The following is a 22,395-nucleotide window of genomic DNA, read 5'->3' on the forward strand; positions in this document are numbered from 1 at the left end:
TTATGTCAAAGTTTGATTTTGTCCCAAAGCCAATTAAATATTCAGAGTTTTATCCATTAACAGTTTTTGTAGTAAAGTGGGTCGTGATATGTGTTCTTGTAGGAATACTAGCAGGGTCGGCGTCTGCTTTTTTCTTGTATTCACTTGAATGGGCTGGAAATTGGCGTGAAAATAATATATGGATTATCAGTTTGCTTCCTCTTGGTGGTTTTGCTGTAGGTATGTTGTACTATCATTTTGGGAGGGAAGTGGAAGCTGGGAATAACTTAATTATTGAGCAAATACAAACCCCGAAAAAGCCGATTCAATTTATTATGGCGCCCCTTGTGTTGTTCGGAACTATAGTTACGCATTTCTTTGGAGGTTCTGCTGGTAGGGAAGGAACTGCGGTTCAAATGGGTGGGGCTTTGGCTGACCAGTTTACCAAACTTTTTCGGTTGCGGCCAAGAGACCGTAAAATACTTCTAGTTTGTGGTGTCAGTGCTGGCTTTGCTTCTGTGTTCGGAACGCCTTTAGCAGGAGCTATTTTTGGGCTTGAGTTTATTTTGATTGGCCGGATGCGCTATGAAGCATTGGTGCCAAGTTTTTTTGCCGCTATTATAGCCGACTATGTTACTACCCTATGGGGTGCTCATCATACCCACTATGCTGTTCCTGAACTGCTTTTGCTTGACCCTGGTACACTTTTGTATGCAATAATTGCGGGTGTAGCTTTTGGGTTCTGTGGAAGGCTTTTTTCCTTGTCTATGCATTTTTGCAGCAAAATGTTCAAGAAGATCAAGTTTCCGCCACTTCGTCCTGTCTTAGGTGGTGTCATTGTGGCTGTAGCTGTATATGCCATTGGTACTACTAAGTATATCGGTTTAGGAGTGCCTGTCATTGAGCAATCTTTTCATGATCAGCTTCCCCCATATGATTTTTTGGTGAAGCTTGCTTTTACTGTGGTTACACTTGGAGCAGGCTTTAAAGGTGGAGAAGTGACACCGTTGTTTTTCCTTGGAGCTACTTTAGGTAATGCGCTGCATTTATTCATTCCTTTACCTATGGCATTGTTGGCTGCTATGGGATTTGTGGCTGTTTTTGCAGGAGCTTCTAATACCCCTTTGGCTTGTATGATGATGGGGCTGGAGCTTTTTGGTATGGATGCCGGTATTTACATAGGGGTGGCTTGTGTGGTTAGTTATTTGTTTTCGGGACATAGTGGGATTTATAACTCTCAGGTCATTGGGAGTACTAAGCATATTTTCTTTGGTAGGGAGAAAGGTGAAAGGTTAGGTAGTGTTGCCGAAATACGAAAAAAGAAAAAGAAGGATAATAATAGTGCTTGTGGCAGTGAGGTGGTCAATTTATAGTATGTAATCTTTATTAAACCTGATATATGCAATAAAAGGGGAAAGCTTGGAGTTTACTGTGATTATCCTGTTTCAAAAGGGTGTACCTCGCCATATGCTCCTATTTGGATTAACGAAATGGTGAGCAGGAAAAACGCTTGAGTTTTCTCTGCTTATTTATTTACATAATCTATTTCATGTTGAAAGTTAGGTGTAGGTTGACAGGGCTTACTATAAAATAATTTGAAAACACCTGCAATGCAAATGATTAAAAAGCCAACGGGCATCAATAAGCTTGAAATAATTATTGATTGGTCGTAAAAAGGTATTATGCCACTTTGAAGCCAAAAACTTGTCCCCTGTGCAAATAGCATGATTTCACTTAAAATATAACCACTTGCGATTAGCCATACTGCAGCATTTGCCCAATACCCCTTCAAGGTATTGAATTTTAAGTTTGAGGCCACTGATATTAGAAATAGGCTTATGCAACCTATTAAGGTCAAGTGTAAGTAGCCGATGATAAAATGTCTTATCTGGAAAATGATAACAAAGGATGACAAAAATTGTAGGGCGTTCTTTAGGATAAATGATGCCAGAGCTATTTTTAGCAACAATGTTTCGTTGTTGTTAAGTTTTGCCAACATAGGTTTCCAAAATTTTTGAACCATGTGTACCAACCAAAAAGTACCTAATAGTTGAACTAGTGCTGATACAAATGCTGTAACATTTACGGCTGCAGAAGTTTCTAGCCATAATGCCGACAACAAAAAAGCTGGGAAATTTGAATAGAAATATGTTTTGAAAAACAAGTTACTTTTTCGTTCTGGGAAAGTAATCGCATGCTGTTCAAAGAGTTTGAAAAGTATGCCTAATGCGGAAAAAATAAACCACCCATTGTACTGGAAGTGGAGGTAGTAGTAAATGGCCAAGTCATAAATGGGGCTGTCTGCCAACCCTTTGGCCATAATGATACCTAGTCCAAAAGGACCTATAGAAGAAATGACGAGGAATAGTAATGCCCCTTTAATAAAGTTTATAGCTGTTTTGCTTTTTACTGGCGATGTTTTTAAATCTTTGTTCAGTTTGAAAGCAAACCAGTAACTTAAAAAAATATGTAAAGTAGAAAATGCGATAGAGTATAGTGCATAACCTTGAAGAGGGAAAGCAACCAGCATGCCTACCACAGATATTTGGTTTAGCCAAAACATCCATTTGTAGCTTTTGTCAGAGCTAAATTTCTCGGGCAAAAACAAGTATAATATTAACAAGAAAAAGGCCATGTAAGCCCATCCCAAAAAAGCCACATGCGAGTGCGCATGAACAATATACCTAAAGTTTAAACCTGTTGGTGCAATGCTCATGTACCGTAAAAGTACACCAAGAGAACCTGCTATCAGGAGGTTTACTAGTGTTATTAAGAAATATTTCTTATTCATGGTTTGGCGCTTTTCTTATGACTTCTGCTGACAAGTCTTCTAGGTCTGTGTCCTTGTTGTCATACTTTTTTATCCCGAAATCCCTCAATTGGATATGATAGTTTTCCTGAAGTTGTAATTTTTCCATTACACTTTTTGCGCACTGGATGGGACATCCGTCAATAATCCAGATAGGGCGGTTTATAACTTTCTTTAAGAACACCGGAATTTCTGCAGAAATTCCAGCTAAGCAAGACATTTCGGCAGTTCCTTTTTCGTTTAAGTATTGTGCCAGGTTATAAGAAGTTTTGCCTGCGTCAGAGCATCCTGAGCAGGCGAATACCACTGGCTTTTTTATCTTGTTTTTAGGTGTCATAAAATCATTTAAGATCTTTATATCTTTAATTTTAGGTGCTATTTATTTATTTAATGTGTTGTTTGTTAGAGTTTTGTGTATGTTTGTTTTGTTTTAAATTTACAAATAAATAAATTTATAAAAGTTGATCTAGGTCATTATCTTAACTAAACTATATCATTTTAAATGAAATAGGGGAGGGTTAATTTTAAAGCTTTATATTTATAACTATTTCCAACTAAAAAAGCGTATTTATGAGAAAAATCTCAAAAGTTATCAATGCTTCTTTGGTGTTTGCAATGGTCTCCTTTTTTAGCTGTTCAGGCGATGACAAACCCGCGTCAGACAGTGGAAGCAAGAAGAGTAATACTGCTGAAAGTACTAGCAGTACCAATGCCAACCCACCTGGTTCTGACAAAGGAGTAGGGCCTATTTCTTCGGTTGAGCTCTCGGATGAGCTTGACGCGGATTTAATAGCCAAAGGTGAAAGTATCTTTAACAGTGACTGTAGCGCATGTCATCAAATGGATACCAAGGTAGTAGGGCCTGCTCTTAAAGGAATCACTGAAAGAAGAACACCGGAATGGATTATGAATATTATTCTCAATCCGGTAGAAATGACACAAAAAGACCCAATTGCGAAAAAGCTATTGGCTGAGTATAATGTTCAGATGGTTTATCAGGATGTGTCAGAGGAAGGTGCAAGAGCACTCTTGGAGTTTTTCCGTTCCAAAGACCAATAATAGTATGCGCTATAGTTTAAATGGGTTGTTTTTAAACAACCCATTTATTTTTTTACATGTGAAGTGCTTTTTGATTGATATAGCTTTCGGCTAATTCTGACAACTTCATATCTTGTGCTTTTTCTTCTTCTAGCGTCTTTAGCAAAAGGTTCAAAACTTTTTCATTTCCCATTGCTTTGGCCATGGCACACGCAGATCCATAGGCAGCTATTTCATAATGTTCCGCTTTTTGTGCTGCAATTATTAAATCAGGATCCAATAGTTCTCCCTGAGGAACTTCTTGTAAATCGGATTCAAGTTCTTGAAGGATCCCTTCCATTGCGATGCTTTTCTTCCCTCTAGGTGTAATGCCTAAGGTGTCCGCAATTTGCTCTAACCTTTCTTTTTGCTTGCTGGTCACTTGAACATGAGCTTCCAAACCTTTCGCAAGATCTTTATTGGTAGCCTTTTTCGCTATCTTTGGCAATTCTCTTTCTAACATAGTTTCTGCACTATACAGGTTTTTTATTATGTTAGCAAACAGGTCTTCTGGATTCTTTACTTTCATATTTCTATTTCTGTTTTTATGCAAAACCTGTAATATTTTAGAAATGTTTAACATGGATTAGTCTTGTATATAAGGACAACACTAATTGTATTAAACATCAAGGTTACAGCATTTCTTTTGAAAGGTTCCTAATGTGATTTTTAGGTTTTAGACAGGGTTTAGCAGTGTTTAAGTTTCTTTAGTCAAATGTTGCTGCCTTGCACTTAGATGGTGCTGTTTTTTATTAAAAATCAGCAGTTCCTTTTTGCTTTTTTAGTCTCAGACAATTTGATAATCTTACGGTAAAAATTACACGCTTTATATGTGATATTGATTGATGCAAGTTTTAGTTTTAATAAAATGGATGTTGGTATTATTGATTAAAATGTTCATAACTTACATGGCTAGGTTTGTAGGTTTAGTTTTTAAATTTATATATTGTGCAGATATCTAACTGTTTTTAAGTATGTTCAGCCATGAACCTGCTTTTTTACTATTTTTTAACTTAACTAAATCTAGCTATGAAGAAAGTTATTTTAACAGTGGATGACTCTACGTCAATCCTCTCGTTAATGCCAGTTATTTTTGGACCGGGGCATACTGTTGTCAAGGCACGAAACGGTGCAGAAGCCATGCTTAAACTGTATGATGGACTTTTCCCTGATTTAATAATCACTGATTTGAAAATGCCTGAAGTAGATGGGTTTGACTTTATTGAACGGGTGCGTTGTGCGGAAGCTTTTTGTAAAATACCTATTTTTGTATTAAGTGGCTCCGATAGATCCACTGATAAAGTAAAGTGCTTTAAGCTTGGCGCAGATGATTATATGAGCAAACCATTTAACCCTGAAGAGTTAATGATGCGTGCTACGAATTTGTTGGGGCGTAAGCGTCATGCCTCTGTAATTGATTTGGCAGAAACTTCAATAAGTTAACTGCTGTGGTTGAGGTAAGTGTTATGAAAGGGGCTTTTCGAAGCCCCTTGTTTTTTAATAGGATTAATACTGTTTCAATAGTGAAACCTTACAAAAGCTTCTATAGCTTCATATTCTGGAAGTCCTAATTTGTTGTACAAGTCTGCAGTTCCACGGTTTCTTTCTTCGGCCCTTTGCCAAAACTCTCTGGAGTCTGACCCCTGAAATACCACTCCGTCCTTTTGCGATTGGTGCTTAAATATTCCTAAACGTTTTTTTAACAGTTGGTCTGGGCTCATCGGGACAGCCATTTCTATTTGGTCTATATCCCATTCTTGCCAAGCTCCTCTGTACAACCATAGCCAGCATTCTTCTATCCACTTTGGCTTATTCTCTTTTATGTTTTTAAGGGCGAACATGATGGCATCTAAACATACTTTATGGGTTCCGTGAGGGTCAGCAAGGTCACCTGCCGCATATATTTGATGGGGCTTTATCTCATTTATTTTATCTATGGTCATTTGTATGTCTTCCTCTCCCAAGGGCTTTTTTTCTATAAGTCCAGTTTCATAGAAAGGAAGATCCATGAAATGGACGTTTTTCTCTGGTACCCCCACAAAACGACAGGTTGCCTTAGCTTCGCTTTTCCTTATCAACCCTTTAATTTTTCTTACTTCGGGGCTGTCCTTCTCACTGCTTTTTTTCTTTTTTAGAAAATTCTTGGCTTGTTTATAGATGTTTTCAATTTCATCATTGCCAAACCCAAAATTTTTATTCATATCCGACATGAAGTCTGCAAATCGTAATGCCTCATCATCTGAAACAGCAATGTTCCCAGAGGTTTGATAGGCAACATGGACCTCGTGACCTTGGTCGTGCAATCGCATAAAAGTGCCACCCATAGAAATAATATCATCGTCAGGGTGTGGGCTGAAGATTAAAACACGTTTGCTCGCAGGTTTTGCTCTTTCTGGGCGATAAGTATCGTCTGCGTTGGGTTTGCCTCCCGGCCAGCCAGTAATGGTATGTTGTATTTGGTTAAATACTTTTAAATTAATATCATAAGCGGGGCCGTGCAAAGCCAACAGCTCGCCCATACCATTGTCGTTATAATCCTTGTCAGTGAGTTTTAAAACTGGCTTTTTTAATGTAATAGCTAAATCTGTTACAGCCTTTTTGATTAACTTTTCATCCCATATGCAAGAATCTACCAGCCATGGAGTTTTAACTTTTGTTAATTTTGACGAAGCAGCCAAGTCAAGATAAAAGCTTACTTCGTTATGAGTTTGTAAAAAAGATGCAGGGACATACTCAGTAACTGGTCCTTCCACGGCATCTTTTACTACCGCAGATTTTCTTTCTCCCCAGGCCATTATAATTATTTTTTTTGCTTCCAGAATAGTCTGAATACCCATCGTTATCGCCTTTCTTGGAACATTCTGGATGCCGTTAAAGTCTTCTGAAGCTGCCGCCCGTGTTGAGCTGTCTAATGCTATCAGTCTTGTTACACTTGATTTTAATGAGCCTGATTCGTTAAAGCCGATATGGCCATTGCCTCCAATGCCTAGTAATTGTAAATCTATTCCTCCTAATTCTTTTATTTTGTTTTCGTAATATTGACAATAGGAGGAGATTTTTTCAGGTGCTATAGTGCCATCAGGGATAAAATAATTTTCTTTTGGTATATCAACATGATCAAATAAATGCTCCTTCATGTACCTGACGTAGCTTTGCAGGGAATCAGGCTCCATTGGATAATATTCGTCGAGGTTAAAGGAGTAGACATTCCCAAAACTCAGCCCTTCTTCTTTATGCATTCTTACCAACTCCTTGTATACAGCTTTAGGAGAGGATCCTGTGGCTAAGCCCAGTACACAGTGTTGGTCTAGTATCTGCTTGCTTTTTATTATCCTTCCTATTTCTTTTGCTATTTCAATAGAGGCTTTTCCAGCATCATCATGGATAATGACTGGAATTTTTTCAAACCTTCCTAATAATCCTTTCCCTTCATTATAGTTGATAGTTCTATTGTCGCTACAAGGAGGAGTATAGTTTAGGGAAGCGTTTAATTCTTTGATCGCGTTATCTGAGTTAACTGCCATGATTGCTAAAAATTTTTATTTCTTGAAAAGTCTTAGGGTGATTAAGCCCCTTTAATAAACCCGCAACTGTTAATAGAGTTTGTTGAAGAGTTCTAAAAGAACAACATGCCAATGGATAGAGATTATGTTGTTTGCCACCATAATAAAAGTCCCTATTAAACCTGAATTATGCAATAGATTTCGTCATGAGGAAAAGTTCTATTGCATATTTCAGGTTAAACATATTGGGGTTTTTGTATTTTCTACGAGACTTAGCGTAAAATGTATATACTAATACTTGTTTTGTTCGTTTTTTGTTAGAAAAAATGATTTATGTTAGGGTTTTTAATGAACTTTTTTTATAATCGCAGTATTAAATGTATGAACAATTAATGTATAAAAATCTATGAAAGTAAGACACATCGTTTTTGGCCTTATGGCTTCTGTTGCGCTTTACTCTTGCGGTGGCTCACAGGATAATACAGAACAATCTTCAGCAAAAAAGGCAGTTGTTGAAGAAAATGAAGGTGCTGAAGAATTATCATTGGTTGTAGATACAGAGGCTTCTAATGTGAAGTGGAAAGGTACTATGATTAAAATAAAGCACCATGCAGGAGATTTAAAACTTAAAGAAGGCAATCTTGTAGTTAAAGGCAACTCTGTTACCGGTGGCTCTTTTACTGCCGATCTTTCTTCTATCAAACCTACTGATGATAATTACGATGAAGAAAATACTCCATCTAAACTAGTAGGTCATTTGTCTTCTGATGACTTTTTTGATGTAGAAAATTATCCTGAAGCAACATTTGTAATAAATGAAGTTGAAGGAAATACATTGGTAGGAGACTTAACTGTACGTGGTATTACCAATGAAGAAAAAGTAACAGATGTAGTAGTAGAAGAAGTTGATGGTGTTGTAACTGCTTCTGGAAAACTTGTTTTTGACCGTCAGGACTATGAAGTAGCTTGGTCAAGTGGGATGAAAGATGTTGTACTTGCTGATGATATTGAACTTGAAATTAGCTTAGTATCTAAAAAATAATATTCGAAAGTGGTTAACGAATAAGTGAAAAAAGGGCCGGCAATTCTGTCGGTCTTTTTTTATGCTTCTAATTCTTTTATAAATTTGCATAACACATATATCGGGGTGTAGCGTAGCCCGGTAGCGCGCTTGCATGGGGTGCAAGAGGTCGCAGGTTCAAATCCTGCCACTCCGACATTTTTTTCTGTTTATTGGCCTATCAGGTTTGTGATTTTTTTACCTCTGGATTGCTAGATGTCTAATACTACTTTTTAAGTGAAACGGATGTAGTGATTAGTTAGGCGCAAATACTACAAATAGCACAGGCGGAGTTTTTAAGGGTGCCTAAATGTAATATTTGTTGTTCTACTTTTGTTATATGCTTATCTTTGAGATAGAAATTCAAATAACTAAGAGGTTAACAGCTTTATTCCTTATTTTAGGAACAAGGTTGACCTTGTTTGGCTAATATGTTCATGCTGAGAAAGCTATTCCTTATCTTATTGCTGCTTTTTCTTTACGATTATGTTTCGGCAGTTAATATTTCTAATGGAACATTAAAGCTTTCCGAGCAATCGTGCGAAGAAACAGCTTCGCTCAGTGGCACGTGGTATTTCTCATGGGGGAAATTTGTCTCTTCACAGCAACTGGAGAAGGAGGGAGAGTTTGCCACCGTACCTGGGGAGTGGAAAGAAAGTGCTGTCGGTTTTTGTACCTATGGGTTGAAAGTGGTGGTTCCTGATACTGGGAAAAATTATACCATTTATATCCCTTCCGTACATTCTGCATATAAGATATACATTGACGACGTCTTGGTAGGGCAAGTTGGGAAACCAACTATGGGTGGTGATATGGTGCCACAAACGGTACCTCGTAAATTTTCCTTTAGACCTAATAAAGACACTACTTGGTTGGTCTTTCATGTTTCTAACCATGACTTTGTTACAGGAGGCATTAATGTTGCTCCTGTTTTGGGACATAGTAGTGTGGTGGAGGGAAAAGTTCATGCACAGGTAATTTATTCTGCCCTTATTATTGGAGGCCTTCTTATTATAGGGGTTTACTATTTGGGTATGTTTGTCCTCAAGACCTCTGAGTGTAGTTTTCTGTTTTTCTCATTGATTTGTTTGTTTAGTGCCATACGCGAGTCCTTTGCTGGCAGCACAGTGTTTTTTCTGCTTTGGCCAGAGGCGGACTGGCATCTTTCACTTCAAGGTTTATACTTGACATTTCCCTTTGCTTATATATGCTTTTCTTTGTTTATAAGTAGTTTGTTTCCTGATAGGTTCTCTCGTAAAGTGAAGCATGCTGTGGTTATAACAGGAATGGCTTATGTGCTATTGGTGTTGGTTTCTCCCAATGCTGTTTATGGAAAATTTTTGGGAGTAATATTTGTGCTTTTTGCTAGTTCTTGTATCTATATTTTTGGGATAGTATTAAAAGCGAGTAAAGACAAGGCACCCGGAAGTAATTTTGTGCTTGTTGGGATGGTCTTGATCTTTGTGACGGCCTTTAATGATATTCTTAATGAACTTCAATTTATTGAGAGTGCTTATTTCTTGCCAGTGGCATTTTTTGCTTTTGTCGTCTTACAAAGTCTTAACCTTGCCCAAAGGTATGCTTTTGTATTCAAGCAGACTGAAGCAATGGCCAAAGATTTATTGGATACAAGGGCAGCTTATGAAAAACAGGTCGAACAAACCAAAACAGCTGAGAAGCTTAAAGAAATAGAAGCCTTTAAAAACCGGTTCTTTTCAAATGTTACCCATGAGTTTAGGACTCCTTTGACTGTTATTAGCCTTTTAGCTGGAAAGTTGGAAAAGTATAATGTTGATCAAAAAGTCTTGGCAGGAATTCGCAACAGCTCTAATCAACTCTTGGGTTTAGTCAATCAGTTGCTGGATATGGGAAAGGCAGATTCTGGAGCTATCCAGCTAAAACCTGTAAATTTAAACGAGGTTGTTAAAAACGCAATAGTGGGCTTTTCTACTGTGGCAGAAAATGCTCATATAAAATTGGTTTTGCATAACAAGCTTTCAGATGCAAGTTTTATCGTTGACTTAGATAAGTTTGAGAAGGTATTAAATAATTTATTGTCAAATGCTCTTAAATTTACTCCTCCTGGTGGTTTAGTTGAAGTTTCGGCAACTGTCGATCAACGGTCGCATCTTAAACTTGTTGTGTCTGATAGTGGGAGAGGAATCAGTGAGGAAGAGAAGCAAAAGGTTTTCGATCGTTTTTATCAGGTTCAAGATGCTGGCCAAAAAGTAAAGAAGGGGACGGGTATAGGTCTTGCCCTTGTCAAGGAGTGTGTAGAAAGTATGCACGGAACCGTCTCCTTAGAAAGCACCTTGGGGAAAGGCAGTACTTTTACTGTTGACATTCCATTGATTTTTGAGGAACACGTACCGGAATCAAATTTGTTGCCTACTACCAAAGAAGAGCAGGCGGCGGATCTAGCACCTTCTCTTTATGCTCCAAACAAGCCTTTGGTATTACTTGCAGAAGACAATGAAGCCTTGCTTACAGTGCTTGCAGAACAATTACGTGAATTTTGCACTGTGATATGCGCACGTACAGGGAGTGAAGCTTGGGCTATGGTACAGGACAAATTTCCTGAATTTATTATTTCTGATGTAATGATGCCTGAAATAGATGGCTTTGAGCTGTGCCGAAGGGTGAAGACTGAAAAACTAACCTCACATATAGGAGTGATTTTATTAACGGCCAAGGCTACTCCTAATGACGTCCTGCAAGGGTTGGGAAGTTTTGCAGACGATTACCTTACCAAGCCATTTTTGTTTGAAGAGTTAAAACTAAGGATTAGAAACTTTTTCTCTAATAAGCTTTTGCTAAAGGAACATCTGAAAAATGAGTTAAACAGCCCTATAATTCAAAAGAAACATGCAGTTAAAGGTGCAGATCCTTTCTTGAATGAAATATATGCTTTCCTAGACAAGCGTTTGGACGACTCTAAGCTTTCTGTTTCAGAGCTTGCTCACCACATGTCTGTAAGCTCAAAAACCCTCAACCGTAAACTTTCTGCCGTAATAGGTGTCAATGCAAATGAGGTTATTAGGAACTATAGGCTGAAAAGGGCTTCGGTTATGCTTAAATCAGGCTATAGTGTTACTGATACTGCCTATCAAACTGGCTTTTCGAGCCCTTTTTATTTTGGCCAGTGTTTTAAGGCTTTGTATGGAATGACTCCAACCGAATTTATAGGTAAAGAAGAGTCGGCAGTGTAAACAGGGCGGTTTTATCTGAGCGCTTACCAATCACCTTTTAGGTTTTTTTATTTATTTCTTTTTTAAAGAATAATTTTTTTGTTTAAATTATCTGATTTTAAGCGGTTTATGTTTTGTGTCTCAAAACTTGTAACGCATTGTCCCAAATGTTAGTGTGTTTTTTAGCACTTTTTCAAATCTTTGGTCATATCAGATAGTGAAAGGTTAAAACACTTTCCGGTTAAGATCATGTTTGTAATAGAAAGTCAAAAACAGTCAAAGAACTTTAGAAAAGAAAGCTTTGATTCAATTAAGAAAGTTTTTTATGCAGGACTTCTTAAACGACTGCAAAATGATGGTTATTTTTCCTCTTCCGATTTACAAATGCTCGACTTGACCGGTATAGGGGAGTTTCCTTGGAGCTGGAATTCTGATATCGCATTTAATAAGGGATCTTACAACTGGCTAAACCATTTTTTTTTCTTAAACCCTGACGGTTATCTCCAAGCCGACAATAACAGTTTATTGTCGGCTTACTATGAAACATTGCTATCAATTGATTATGCACTGTCAAATGATGAGCAACATAGACTTGAGACAGTAGTCCAAAGGAATAGAGATCATGCAGAAGAGGTTATTAATAGTTTTATGGCTCTTTTTGGGGCTATTCCGTCAGGGTTTTCAGAAAGTATTGTTTCCAAATTAAATTACATTTCTTGTCAGATACTTAGTTGGGGCAATAACCCAATTGTGTTGGATGATCTTGTAGATTATAAGAGTGCATTAGTTCAACTTTCAAACCGCCCAGCATACTCTGAGAAAGTGATATTCAAATTTGTTGCCTATTTACATGTGACAAAATCGGTGAGGTCTCTCCAAAATGCTTGTTTGTCCGGGTGTGAACTTGTTCTAAACTGTATCAGGAATATTCAACAAGTCCCTTCTTATCTCTCAGAAGGCTGGATGCTAGTTAAAGGGCAGGATGGGATGCATGTGGTGCCCCGTATTAACATCAAAGAGTCGGTAACTGATATCCAAAAAAGCTTGTTTTACCCACCTCAAAACTCCACTATTACCTTGCATATGCAGAAGAATTTGTCCGGTTCTGTTAAAACTACAGTGCCAGGTAGTGGAGTAGCCCATGGGAATGATACATGGATTACCATGTATACAGGTAATAATGAAGTTTACACCCCCTTTTCTTTTTCAAAAGCACTTAAAGAGGCCAGTATTAAGGTTACTTACCAAGGTTTGACGGAAATAACACCAGAGCCTTTGCAATATGATCCCCTGAAGAAAACCGGGTGGTGGAATCCAAGGCTTATTCATCATGCGCTAAAGAGTGTGTCAGGGTCAGGACTGAGTTTTAAAGTACCTAGAACAGGTAGAGGAAAATATGGGTTCCTTTCTTCCTTTGTAATAGGTCAGCATCCAATATTTGAAATAACTTATAAGAGTAAAAATGCCAGCACATTCTCAGAAGTTTTTACGAAGAATGGCTGTTGGGGTATTGATTTTCTAGGTTGTCCATTGTGTAGCGGTGCTAGAAATGCTTACATTCCAGAGTTATATCAAGATACAAGCGCAGGAACTGTTACTATTAAGATGGTTCCCAAGCCTAGCTATCAGGGTTCGTCAGGCCCTCTTGCTCATGTTATAGGAGCTTCAATCGAGTGGTTGTCCTTGTAAGAGGAATTAAACAGAACAGAAGTTATGTCTATGACTAAACCTGTTTTTGTTAAAAAAAGCCATGCGGGCTCAAACTGATTAAGGTGTGTTTACCAACCTTCTTTGCCTAACAGAGGGACAAACCTAAACAAACCATAATCCTGTTGCTCAATGGTATTGTCCTCTTTTTTGACAACTCTGAGCATTTTTTGTTGATCTGCATTCCCTACTGGGATTACCATAATGCCACCAGGGTTTAATTGTGATAACAAGGTTTCAGGTATTGCAGGCGCTCCGGCAGTAACAATGATTTTGTCATATGGGGCATGGGTAGGCATACCTAGGGTTCCATCTCCATGAAAAAAGTGCGCCTTATAGCCAAATGATGGTAGAAATTGCTTGGCACGTTCATAAAGGGCTTTTTTATATTCTATCGTATATACCCTAGCGCCGAGTTCTAGCAGTACGCAGCATTGGTACCCAGAACCTGTGCCTATTTCTAATATTTTATCACCTGGTTTTACGCTTAGCAAATGTGTTTGGACAGCAACCGTAAAGGGTTGAGAAATAGTTTGGCCTTCTCCTATGGGAAAAGCTTTATCTTGATAAGCGTGAGATTCAAAAGCCTTGTCAAAGAAAAAATGACGGGGAACGTTGCCGATGGCCTTTAATACATTTTCGTCATTTACCCCTTTTTGTCTCAGCTTTCTTACAAGCTGATTTCTCATACCCATATGTTTATAGCTGTCTTCTGACATTCTTTATGTGTTTTATATTTAAAAAAGCTATAATTTTGTGAAATCAAATTTAAGGAAGTTAAACCACTTTTGTGTCTTCTTGCGTTAGATAAAAAAATAAATATTTTGTGCCTTGACCTGTGAAATGAATTCAAACGGCAGGTATAATTTTTAAGGGAGATAATAACTTGAAAAAAACACTCCATATTCTCAGGTTTTTAGTTGGGGATTTTCTTGCTGCTGCATTAGCCTGGATATGCTTTTATACCATTCGTAGGCACTTGCTGGGGGAGGAGCCACAGCGACTGGATGCTGAACTGATCGGAAACTCTATGATAATAGGAAGTTTCTGGATTATATTTTACGCTTTTTTTGGCTTGTACAGCAATATATATAACAAGTCCCGTATCAAAGAATTCTTTTGGTTGTTTACGACTACCTTCTTAGGTGCCGTATTTATCTTTTTTGTTCTATTGCTTGACGATGAAGGGGTTGACAATTATACGGCTTATTATAAAACTTTTTCTGCCTATTTTCTTTTGCAGTTCACTTTTACTGCTATCGAGAAAATATCTATTATATCGTATACTCAATGGCTTTTGAAAAGCAAGCGGGTATGTTTTAATACATTATTGATAGGGTCAGACCAAAATGCTTTAGAAATTCTTAATGAAGTAGAGAAAAGCATTGAAACTTTAGGGATGCACTTTATTGGGTACATGCATGTGTTCGATAACAATTCACACTTTCTTAAAGATCGGTTACGGCATTTTGGGCACTACGACCATTTGGAAAAGGTGATTAGGCGATGTAATGTAGAACACATAGTTATAGCGCTTGAGCCGTCTGAGCATGGAAAAATTTCTCAGATTCTTTCTATGCTCAACAGTACAAATGTGAAAGTTCATATTATCCCTGATATCTATCAGTTGATCGTAGGATCGGTAAAGGTTAAGCAGATTTTTGGGCTTCCGCTGATTCAGATAAACCAAGATATTATACCTGTTTGGCAAAAGGCGACTAAAAGAGCTATTGACATTTTCATTTCTTTTTCCGTTCTTTTAATCGGAATGCCTGTTTTTGTTGTTTTAGCCCTTGTTACCAAGCTATCTTCTAAAGGCCCTATATTTTATACTCAAGAAAGGATTGGCAGGGACGGTATCCCATTTAATATTGTGAAATATAGGAGTATGTACATAGGGTCTGAGCAAAATGGGCCAGCTTTGGCTTGCGATGATGATCCTAGAGTTACACCATGGGGCAGGTTTATGAGAAAAACAAGGCTTGATGAATTGCCTCAGTTCTATAACGTTTTAATTGGGGACATGTCTTTGGTAGGCCCTAGACCTGAAAGACAGTATTTTATAGATCAAATAGTTAAGTTGGCACCGCATTATAAACACCTGCAAAGAGTTAGGCCGGGAATAACCTCTCTCGGACAGGTGAAATATGGGTATGCCGAAAATGTAGATCAAATGGTAAACCGTTTGAAATATGACGTCTTGTACATTGAAAATATGTCCCTGGCATTAGATTTACAGATTATTTTTTACACTATTATAATAATGATTCAAGGGAGGGGCAAATAACTATGTTTACCGGAATAATAGAAGGGTTAGGAAAAGTCGTAAAAATTGAACCAGAAAAGGGAAATATTCATTTTTATATAGAAGCGCCTTTCACTTCAGAATTAAAGCCTGATCAAAGTGTGTCCCATAATGGCGCTTGTTTAACTGTTACCCAGGTTTTTGACAGTTGCTATACCGTAACATTAATCGAAGAAACCTTAAATAAAACATGTCTTGGCAAAGTAGGAGTAGGGGACTTTTTGAATATTGAACGAGCTATGCCTGCTTCGGGCAGGTTTGACGGACATATTGTTCAAGGACATGTAGATCAGACTGGTATTTGTTCTGGTATAGAAGCGCGGGATGGAAGTACTGTTTTCAACTTTGAATATGACCCTGATAAGGGAAACCTAACAGTAGAGAAAGGGTCAATATGCGTCAATGGGGTAAGTTTGACTGTTGTCGACTCTAAACCAGGTTTTTTTTCAGTACATATTATACCATTTACATTGACACATACAAACTTCAAAGATCTCCAAAAAGGTGATGTAGTGAACCTTGAGTTTGATATTGTGGGCAAGTATATTCAGCGTATGCTGAAAGGTGGGTATTTGGACCGGTAGGTAATGATGTCGATGGATTATTGATGTTAAAAATTAATTAGCTATAATCGTTTGGTCGACAACAATAGTTTGCTTAAGTGCTTATTTGGTAAGCAAATCTGATTTTGGCGTACTAATACTGTATAATAATAGTTTTTTTTATAGTTTTGTTTAAAGTAAATGTAGAAATAATCATAAAATATGGATTGTCTTATAATTGATGACGAGGAAATGTCACGGAATATAGTTAAGCACTTTGTTGAGCAGACAGATGCGCTTAATCTTGTTGGAGTATGTTCTAATGCGATAGAAGCTGGAAATATACTTTCCAAAGGAAAAGTAGACCTTATTTTTCTGGATGTTGAAATGCCAGAAATGTCAGGCTATGACCTAATTCAGTCGCTTTCAACTTCTCCGGAAATCATTTTAATTACTGCCAAGAAAGATCATGCAGCGGAAGCGTTTGATTATGATGTAACAGATTATTTGGTTAAGCCTATTACATACCCGCGTTTCTTAAAAGCGATCAACAAAGCGCTTAAAAAGAACAAAGAAGCTTTTGGTAACAATGACCTGAAGGATCTTTATGTGCGCTCGGATGCTAAGATCGTTAAGATCAACCTTGCTGACGTGCTATATATTGAAGCCCTTGCAGATTACATTATGATCATTACTTCTACAGGTAAGCATATCGTTCACTCTACCATGAAAGGTTTCCAGAGCAGGCTTCCTGAAGAGAAATTTGCACGTGTGCATAGATCTTATATTGTAAACTTGGATAAGATAGAAACTATTGAAAACCTGAATGTGGTTATTCAAAAGAAGTATATCCCAATAGGTGCTTTCTATAAAGAATCGTTTATGAAGCGTCTTAATATGCTTTAATAACAGACTGCTTTTGTAGTTTATTTTTACAGTAAAAATATAGCATTACCATGATATATCCGATAAGGGTGCCCGAAAGGGCACCTGCGGTTATATCTGATGGATAATGAACGCCCAAATAAACTCTACTCAGAGAAACTGCGGCTGCCCACACAAACATTAAATAAAACACCTTCTTTCTAAAAAAGCCTGTTAAAAAGGCTGCTACTGCAAAAGTGTTTGCTGCGTGGGAAGAAAAGAATCCATATCTCCCCCCACATCCGTACGGTAGGTGAAGCATGTCCTGAAGGGATGCATTGTGGCATGGGCGCAAACGTTCTGTTAAAGGTTTCATTAAGCCCGAAGCAAATTGGTCTGCCATAATGATTATTAAAGTTATAAACACCAGTGGCAACCAACTGTTAAATTTTTCTTTCCTAATGATGAGAAATACTAAAAATGCGTAGAACGGTATCCACGTAAATCTTTTGGTAAAAAATATCATAATCTCATCCATTATTGGATGGTGTAAACTGTTTATGAAAAACAGTATCTGAACATCGATTTCTTTTAGTATTTCAAGCATGGCTTAGGCCCAATCTATTCCTTTTTTAAGCAGTAAAAGTGTTTTTTCTTCTGGACTGTCTTTTTCTGGCTGATGGTTGTATTCCCACGAAACTAAAGGTGGTAAGCTCATAAGAATAGACTCTGTCCGCCCATTGGTGTCAAGGCCAAACTTTGTCCCTTTGTCGTAGACTAAGTTAAACTCTACATACCTTCCTCGGCGTAAGAGCTGCCATGTTTTTTCCTGTTCTGTAAAGCTTTTTTCTTTATGCCTGTTCATTAATTCTGTATAAACTGGCGCAAAAGTCTTTCCTGTATCTTTTACAAAATTAAATATTTTCCCTAGCTCATTATTATCATTGGATGTAAGCCTGTCAAAAAATATTCCCCCTATACCCCTTGTTTCATTTCTGTGCGGGATGTAAAAGTAATCGTCAGCCCATTTTTTATATTTACTGTAATAGTTTGGATCATATTGATCGCAAACATTTTTTAACTTTCTGTGAAAGTAGGAAGCATCCTCCCTGTTTATATAGTGGGGGGTAAGGTCTATTCCTCCACCAAACCAACGGGTGCCATTGCTCATTTCAAAGTAACGGGTGTTCATGTGAATAATTGGCACATGCGGGTTAACGGGGTGCAGGACAATGGAAATACCTGTAGCATAAAAGTCAGAAGCCTCTACTTTTAATGCATTGAGTATTTTTTCAGGCATTTTTCCGTGTACTGCCGAAAAGTTGACTCCCCCTTTTTCAATTACTTTGCCATTGGTGATGACGCGCGAAAATCCGCCTCCTCCACCATCTCTTTCCCAAGTGTCTTCTTTAAACTTACCTTTACCGTCGGCTTGTTCTAATGCTTGACATATCTCTTCTTGTAACTGTCTAAACCAAGAGGCGCAATCTTCTTTTTTCATGGTGATATCAGGAGTATTTTCCCTTCTTTGTTTTGGTAAACTATTCTAGATGGCAAGTTATTTATTTTTTCAATAATTTCCGGTGGAAGGTCTGAATTGTTGAAAAAGTCTATGAAATAAAAGGGGGATTCTGGAATAGAAAACCGTATATCTCTGTTGTTTTGCTCTTTTATATTAATTTGGTAAAGTAAAGCATAGTTGTCCGTGGATATTATAGGAACACCGGACTCCAAGGTTTTTGCTTTTTGAACCACAAGGTTTTTGTTCCAAGTTTGATGGTTATACCCTCCTGTACCATCTTGGTTGAGGTAAATAATATGTTTTGCAGTGCGCATTGTAGGGTAGAGCATCCAGCAAGCAAAAACAAGTAGGATGGGTATGGAAATATTCCTGATTTTAATAGTAAACTTCTTTTGGTCTATTAGGTAGGCCATACCTATAAGAAGTATAAAAATTGGTAAGTAGGCAGGAGCTAAAATTCTGTCATCAAAATCATCTGCTATGTGTACATATACCAAAACCAAGTTCAGTACGATTAGGTATGAGCCTGACAAGAATAGGGCAGTTTTTAATACTGTTGACTTATTGACTTCTGAGAATATACCTTTAACAATGTTTGATTTATATAGGAAGAATGCTAGGACTATTAGGGTGCTAACTCTTACATAAGCAGGTATTTGATGTGGTAAAAACCAGGTGCTAAGTTGGTCAATAGTCTCTAATGGGTTAAGGTATAGTCTTTCAAGGTCCCAGTATGCTTCACCGAACATGTGACCGGTAAATTTTTTTCTGTAATACTGCCATAAGCCATAGGATACTACACCTGTAAGAGCAGCAAATCCTGAATAGATGATTTTAGTTTTAAATGCTTTGTTTGGCAAAGTAAGCAGAACCAAGGCTATGCCTGGAACGAACATAATCCCTGACTTTCGCTGCATGATCAATAGGAATATTAGGGGAAGAAGAAAACAGAATGGTAGATGGTTTGTACTTTTTTGCAGCCTAACTATACAAACCATAATTAGCATTAGTATGGTAATGAACAAAGGTTCTGACCATGCAAAGATATGGACAAGCAATAAAGGAAACGAAAAAGCAAAAACTAGGGATGCCAGATAGAGGTAAGCTTTTTCTTTAACAAAAGTTGCGAGCAGGTATAAAGACGACAAGCCGCTGACTAATATCAAAAATAAATGTAAGTACTTTGTGAAATCTAAAATGGGAATTTTTGGCGCCCCCAATTGATAGATGGAAAGTACCAAGGGGTATAGTGGTGGCCAGTCTATAAAAAAATCATTGTTGGGTTTAGTGAATTTAGTTGGAATATTTTGTGCTGCGTATAAAAAGTGCACAGCGTCAATTTCTATACCTAAACCAAAGTTTCTGGTGAGGAGGAGAAATACAAGTGTTACTAGGCCACTATATAAAATAAATGGCCTGATAGAAGTATTATCATTAGCCATATTAGAAAGGGTATCCGATACCAATGTTCAAAACGATCTGGTCTCTTCTTCCAAGTGGTGGCGATTGTACAAGTTGTTTTAAGACAAAGCGGTCTGTTCCTGCTTCAGCCGGATCCCAAGCTTTGATACCTAAATCTAGCCTAGCGATCAGGAAGCTAAAGTTGAATCGTAAACCAAAGCCTGTACCTACGGCTATTTCACTTGGGTTAAACCCTGAACCAGGCCTTGTTTCATCTTCTTTTATCATCCAGGTATTACCTGCGTCTATGAAAACAGCACCGTCAAGAAAGCCGATCATATTGAAACGGTATTCAAAACTTGTCTCGAAAATAATTTCTGCTGGCTGCTCGAACGTGAACCTACGGACACCATCGCCGTCTCTGTCAGCAAATGAACCAGGTCCTAAACGTCTGGGGTGCCATGCTCTTACACTGTTACTACCTCCTCCAAAGAAGAACTTTTCATAAGGCAGCACACCTTCTTCGCTATAGGCTCCTGCCATTCCACCATGGAAGCGCATTGCAAAGGAACTTTTGCTTCTTATTGGAAAATTGTAACGGAAATCAGCGCTTCCTTTTAAAAACCTATAAGACTGCAAGCCTAATATTCCATCTTCGGTAGGTGTAAACTGGTTATAAAAATTGGTTAGGGTACCTCCGGATTCAGCGAATAACCTTATAAACCTAGACTTTTTGTTTTCTCCCATCTGCTGGTTATTGAAAACATAAGAAGCGTGCATAGAGGAAACAAAAGCTCGTCTGAAAGCTACATGCAATGGGTTGCCTTGTGCTTCTAAGTCTTCAAGATATCTTATAAAGTCATCATCTTGCCTGATGGTGTTGATAATGTTAAGGTCTGCTATGGCTATCGACCAGCTTCTGTTGATGCTAGGAAACCAATCATAGGTCATAGAGGCTTTAAGATTTCCTCTGGTAAACTCAGGCCTGTCGGTCATGGTATAACCGGTCAAAAACCTTGTTCTTGGGCTATATGGGTGAAACCTGTGCCGGATCTTTGTCGGAAAGTATATCTCTGGAAAACTTAAAGAAACGTTTCCGCCGTACTCCAAAGTTCTGAGAATGTTGGTTGGGTCCAAAACACTCGCTTGCCCATCTATTGAACCGCGAACATTAAATTCTAGTATTTCAAAGCCCCCAAAAACATTTCTTTGCCTAAAACTGACATTTCCGAAAGGCCCTGGTATAAATGCCTGTGTTACTACATTTACCCCAACTTCGTCTGTTAGCTGAAAACGTTTCAGCGGACTTGTATTGATAAAGGCGGTCAACGTGGTGGTATCCCTGTCTTTTTCAAAGTTGATATTAATGAATCGATAGTTGTCCAGCATTGCCAACTGTCTTTGGGTCTGCTGAATTTTTTCTTGAGAAAACACGTCTCCCGCATGAATCTGCAACTTATTGTTCAGTATCCTTTTTGAGAAGTTCTTATTGTTATAGATATAATGTACACCTTCATGAACTATAGTATCTTTCATGTCGGGGGGGGTGCTTATATCTGTATTGTAATAAACATTGCTAATAGTATACTTTTTATGCTCTTGACCTCTAGGGTTTTGAATGATAACATCAATTTCAGTTTCATAAGCATTAATAGAGGTGTCTACTTCAAAATGTATGAACTGCCTGGTGAAATCATAATAGCCATTGTTCTTCATGAGGCGGTTCAGGCGTTCGCGCTCCCCAGAAATGGCTTGTTCGTTATAGTTTTCTCCAACTTTTATTAAAGACCTGTGTTGGTTTTCTCTGACCAGTGTGTCTATAGATTTTGTCCCTATGACATAATTTACTTTTGAAATTTTAAAAGGCCTTTTTTCTACTACTTGATAGGTAATGCTTACGCGTCTTCCCGAGGTGTCAATCTTAGGTTTGACATGGCCATGCAGGTGTCCCTTTGAATGCAGGAAAAAGGTCATTTGTCTGGCAGTTTCGTTAACAAGTACAGAGTCGAAAATGGCAGGAGGTTCACCTAGGTTACGCATAATCCAGTTGCCTTCTTCCAGCCGTGTCTTGTATTTTTCTAACCTTTTTTCTTTTCTTAGGTTTAGACGGTGTTCTCTACCTTCGCTGATATCTGGATCTTGTAGTTTTTTGTTAAACCGCTCTTCGGTAGAAGCAATTTTGTTTTTAAAATGTTGGGCGCTATAAAATGACTTCCCAAAATAGTACATACTAAGGTTGGGAAGGGTGCCGAGTACCCTCCGGTTGGTTTCTTGCCTGTAAAGGTTCGCAAGTTGATGTCGAGGAACCTCTGAATTTCCTTCTATTTGTTGTTTGTATGCAAGGTATTCTCCCTCACCTAGATGTTTGCTTACCCGGCAGGAGCAGATCAAAACAATACAAGCAACATAAAGAAAAATATTATATATTACCTTCAAAA

General features: G+C 37.9%; 18 protein-coding genes and 1 tRNA gene. 10 read left to right on the top strand and 9 right to left on the bottom strand.

What is annotated here, in order from left to right:
• Positions 1-2 precede the first annotated feature (2 nt).
• Positions 3-1,352 (top strand): voltage-gated chloride channel family protein, encoded by a 1,350-nt coding sequence (locus tag RCC89_10890; protein WMJ73665.1) that lies wholly within the window; start codon positions 3-5, stop codon positions 1,350-1,352.
• Between the two features lie 152 nt (positions 1,353-1,504).
• On the opposite strand, the gene RCC89_10895 is transcribed toward RCC89_10890, so the two are convergent.
• The gene (locus tag RCC89_10895; protein ID WMJ73666.1) at positions 1,505-2,770 is read right to left on the bottom strand and encodes a hypothetical protein; all 1,266 of its coding nucleotides are present in this window, start codon (positions 2,768-2,770) and stop codon (positions 1,505-1,507) included.
• On the bottom strand, positions 2,763-3,125 hold the full coding sequence (locus RCC89_10900) for a putative zinc-binding protein (protein WMJ73667.1): 363 nt from the start codon (positions 3,123-3,125) through the stop codon (positions 2,763-2,765). Before RCC89_10900 ends, RCC89_10895 begins: the two co-directional genes overlap by 8 nt.
• A gap of 233 nt (positions 3,126-3,358) precedes the next feature.
• Between RCC89_10900 and RCC89_10905 the strand changes: the two genes are divergently transcribed.
• Positions 3,359-3,847: a cytochrome c gene (locus RCC89_10905; protein ID WMJ73668.1), complete on the top strand. Its 489-nt coding sequence runs from the start codon at positions 3,359-3,361 to the stop codon at positions 3,845-3,847.
• 52 nt (positions 3,848-3,899) lie between these two features.
• Here RCC89_10905 and RCC89_10910 read toward each other — a convergent pair whose 3' ends face one another.
• Complete coding sequence (locus RCC89_10910) at positions 3,900-4,394, bottom strand: DUF892 family protein (GenBank protein ID WMJ73669.1); 495 nt, start codon at positions 4,392-4,394, stop codon at positions 3,900-3,902.
• Positions 4,395-4,894: 500 nt separating this feature from the next.
• Here RCC89_10910 and RCC89_10915 point away from each other — a divergent pair, with 500 nt between their 5' ends.
• Complete coding sequence (locus RCC89_10915) at positions 4,895-5,308, top strand: response regulator transcription factor (GenBank protein WMJ73670.1); 414 nt, start codon at positions 4,895-4,897, stop codon at positions 5,306-5,308.
• A gap of 74 nt (positions 5,309-5,382) precedes the next feature.
• Here the strand turns inward: RCC89_10915 and nagB are convergent, their stop codons facing one another.
• Complete coding sequence (gene nagB, locus RCC89_10920) at positions 5,383-7,389, bottom strand: glucosamine-6-phosphate deaminase (GenBank protein ID WMJ73671.1); 2,007 nt, start codon at positions 7,387-7,389, stop codon at positions 5,383-5,385.
• Between the two features lie 385 nt (positions 7,390-7,774).
• Here nagB and RCC89_10925 point away from each other — a divergent pair, with 385 nt between their 5' ends.
• The 4 genes from RCC89_10925 to RCC89_10940 all read left to right on the top strand — a co-directional run bounded on the left by RCC89_10925 (position 7,775) and on the right by RCC89_10940 (position 13,305).
• On the top strand, positions 7,775-8,410 hold the full coding sequence (locus tag RCC89_10925; protein WMJ73672.1) for a YceI family protein: 636 nt from the start codon (positions 7,775-7,777) through the stop codon (positions 8,408-8,410).
• A gap of 101 nt (positions 8,411-8,511) precedes the next feature.
• Positions 8,512-8,585 (top strand) — tRNA-Pro (locus RCC89_10930).
• A 280-nt stretch (positions 8,586-8,865) separates the two neighbouring features.
• Positions 8,866-11,637, top strand: a complete 2,772-nt coding sequence (locus RCC89_10935; GenBank protein WMJ73673.1) for a 7TM diverse intracellular signaling domain-containing protein — start codon at positions 8,866-8,868, stop codon at positions 11,635-11,637.
• 228 nt (positions 11,638-11,865) lie between these two features.
• Positions 11,866-13,305 (top strand): hypothetical protein, encoded by a 1,440-nt coding sequence (locus RCC89_10940; protein ID WMJ73674.1) that lies wholly within the window; start codon positions 11,866-11,868, stop codon positions 13,303-13,305.
• 89 nt (positions 13,306-13,394) lie between these two features.
• On the opposite strand, the gene RCC89_10945 is transcribed toward RCC89_10940, so the two are convergent.
• Positions 13,395-14,042: a protein-L-isoaspartate(D-aspartate) O-methyltransferase gene (locus RCC89_10945; GenBank protein ID WMJ73675.1), complete on the bottom strand. Its 648-nt coding sequence runs from the start codon at positions 14,040-14,042 to the stop codon at positions 13,395-13,397.
• Between the two features lie 167 nt (positions 14,043-14,209).
• Between RCC89_10945 and RCC89_10950 the strand changes: the two genes are divergently transcribed.
• The 3 genes from RCC89_10950 (at position 14,210) to RCC89_10960 (ending at position 17,076) form a co-directional block, all read left to right on the top strand.
• On the top strand, positions 14,210-15,610 hold the full coding sequence (locus RCC89_10950) for a sugar transferase (GenBank protein WMJ73676.1): 1,401 nt from the start codon (positions 14,210-14,212) through the stop codon (positions 15,608-15,610).
• A 2-nt stretch (positions 15,611-15,612) separates the two neighbouring features.
• A complete protein-coding gene (locus tag RCC89_10955; GenBank protein ID WMJ73677.1) occupies positions 15,613-16,212 on the top strand; it encodes a riboflavin synthase in 600 nt (199 codons plus the stop codon).
• A gap of 180 nt (positions 16,213-16,392) precedes the next feature.
• The gene (locus RCC89_10960; protein WMJ73678.1) at positions 16,393-17,076 is read left to right on the top strand and encodes a LytTR family DNA-binding domain-containing protein; all 684 of its coding nucleotides are present in this window, start codon (positions 16,393-16,395) and stop codon (positions 17,074-17,076) included.
• Here RCC89_10960 and RCC89_10965 read toward each other — a convergent pair.
• Genes RCC89_10965 through RCC89_10980 form a run of 4 tightly spaced genes read right to left on the bottom strand, consistent with a single transcriptional unit; the run spans position 17,063 to position 22,393 of the window.
• The gene (locus tag RCC89_10965) at positions 17,063-17,641 is read right to left on the bottom strand and encodes a phosphatase PAP2 family protein (protein ID WMJ73679.1); all 579 of its coding nucleotides are present in this window, start codon (positions 17,639-17,641) and stop codon (positions 17,063-17,065) included. The two genes, RCC89_10960 and RCC89_10965, sit on opposite strands and share 14 nt — an antisense overlap.
• A gap of 3 nt (positions 17,642-17,644) precedes the next feature.
• A complete protein-coding gene (gene hemF, locus RCC89_10970; GenBank protein WMJ73680.1) occupies positions 17,645-18,535 on the bottom strand; it encodes an oxygen-dependent coproporphyrinogen oxidase in 891 nt (296 codons plus the stop codon).
• Positions 18,532-19,998 carry a hypothetical protein gene (locus tag RCC89_10975; protein WMJ73681.1) on the bottom strand — a complete coding sequence of 489 codons (1,467 nt, stop codon included), beginning with the start codon at positions 19,996-19,998 and terminating at the stop codon, positions 18,532-18,534. The genes hemF and RCC89_10975 overlap by 4 nt, the downstream gene beginning before the upstream one ends.
• Before the next feature lies 1 nt (position 19,999).
• Positions 20,000-22,393: a BamA/TamA family outer membrane protein gene (locus tag RCC89_10980; GenBank protein WMJ73682.1), complete on the bottom strand. Its 2,394-nt coding sequence runs from the start codon at positions 22,391-22,393 to the stop codon at positions 20,000-20,002.
• Positions 22,394-22,395 lie beyond the last annotated feature (2 nt).

This window comes from Cytophagaceae bacterium ABcell3, assembly GCA_030913385.1.
In the GTDB taxonomy this organism is placed as follows: domain Bacteria; phylum Bacteroidota; class Bacteroidia; order Cytophagales; family Cytophagaceae; genus ABcell3.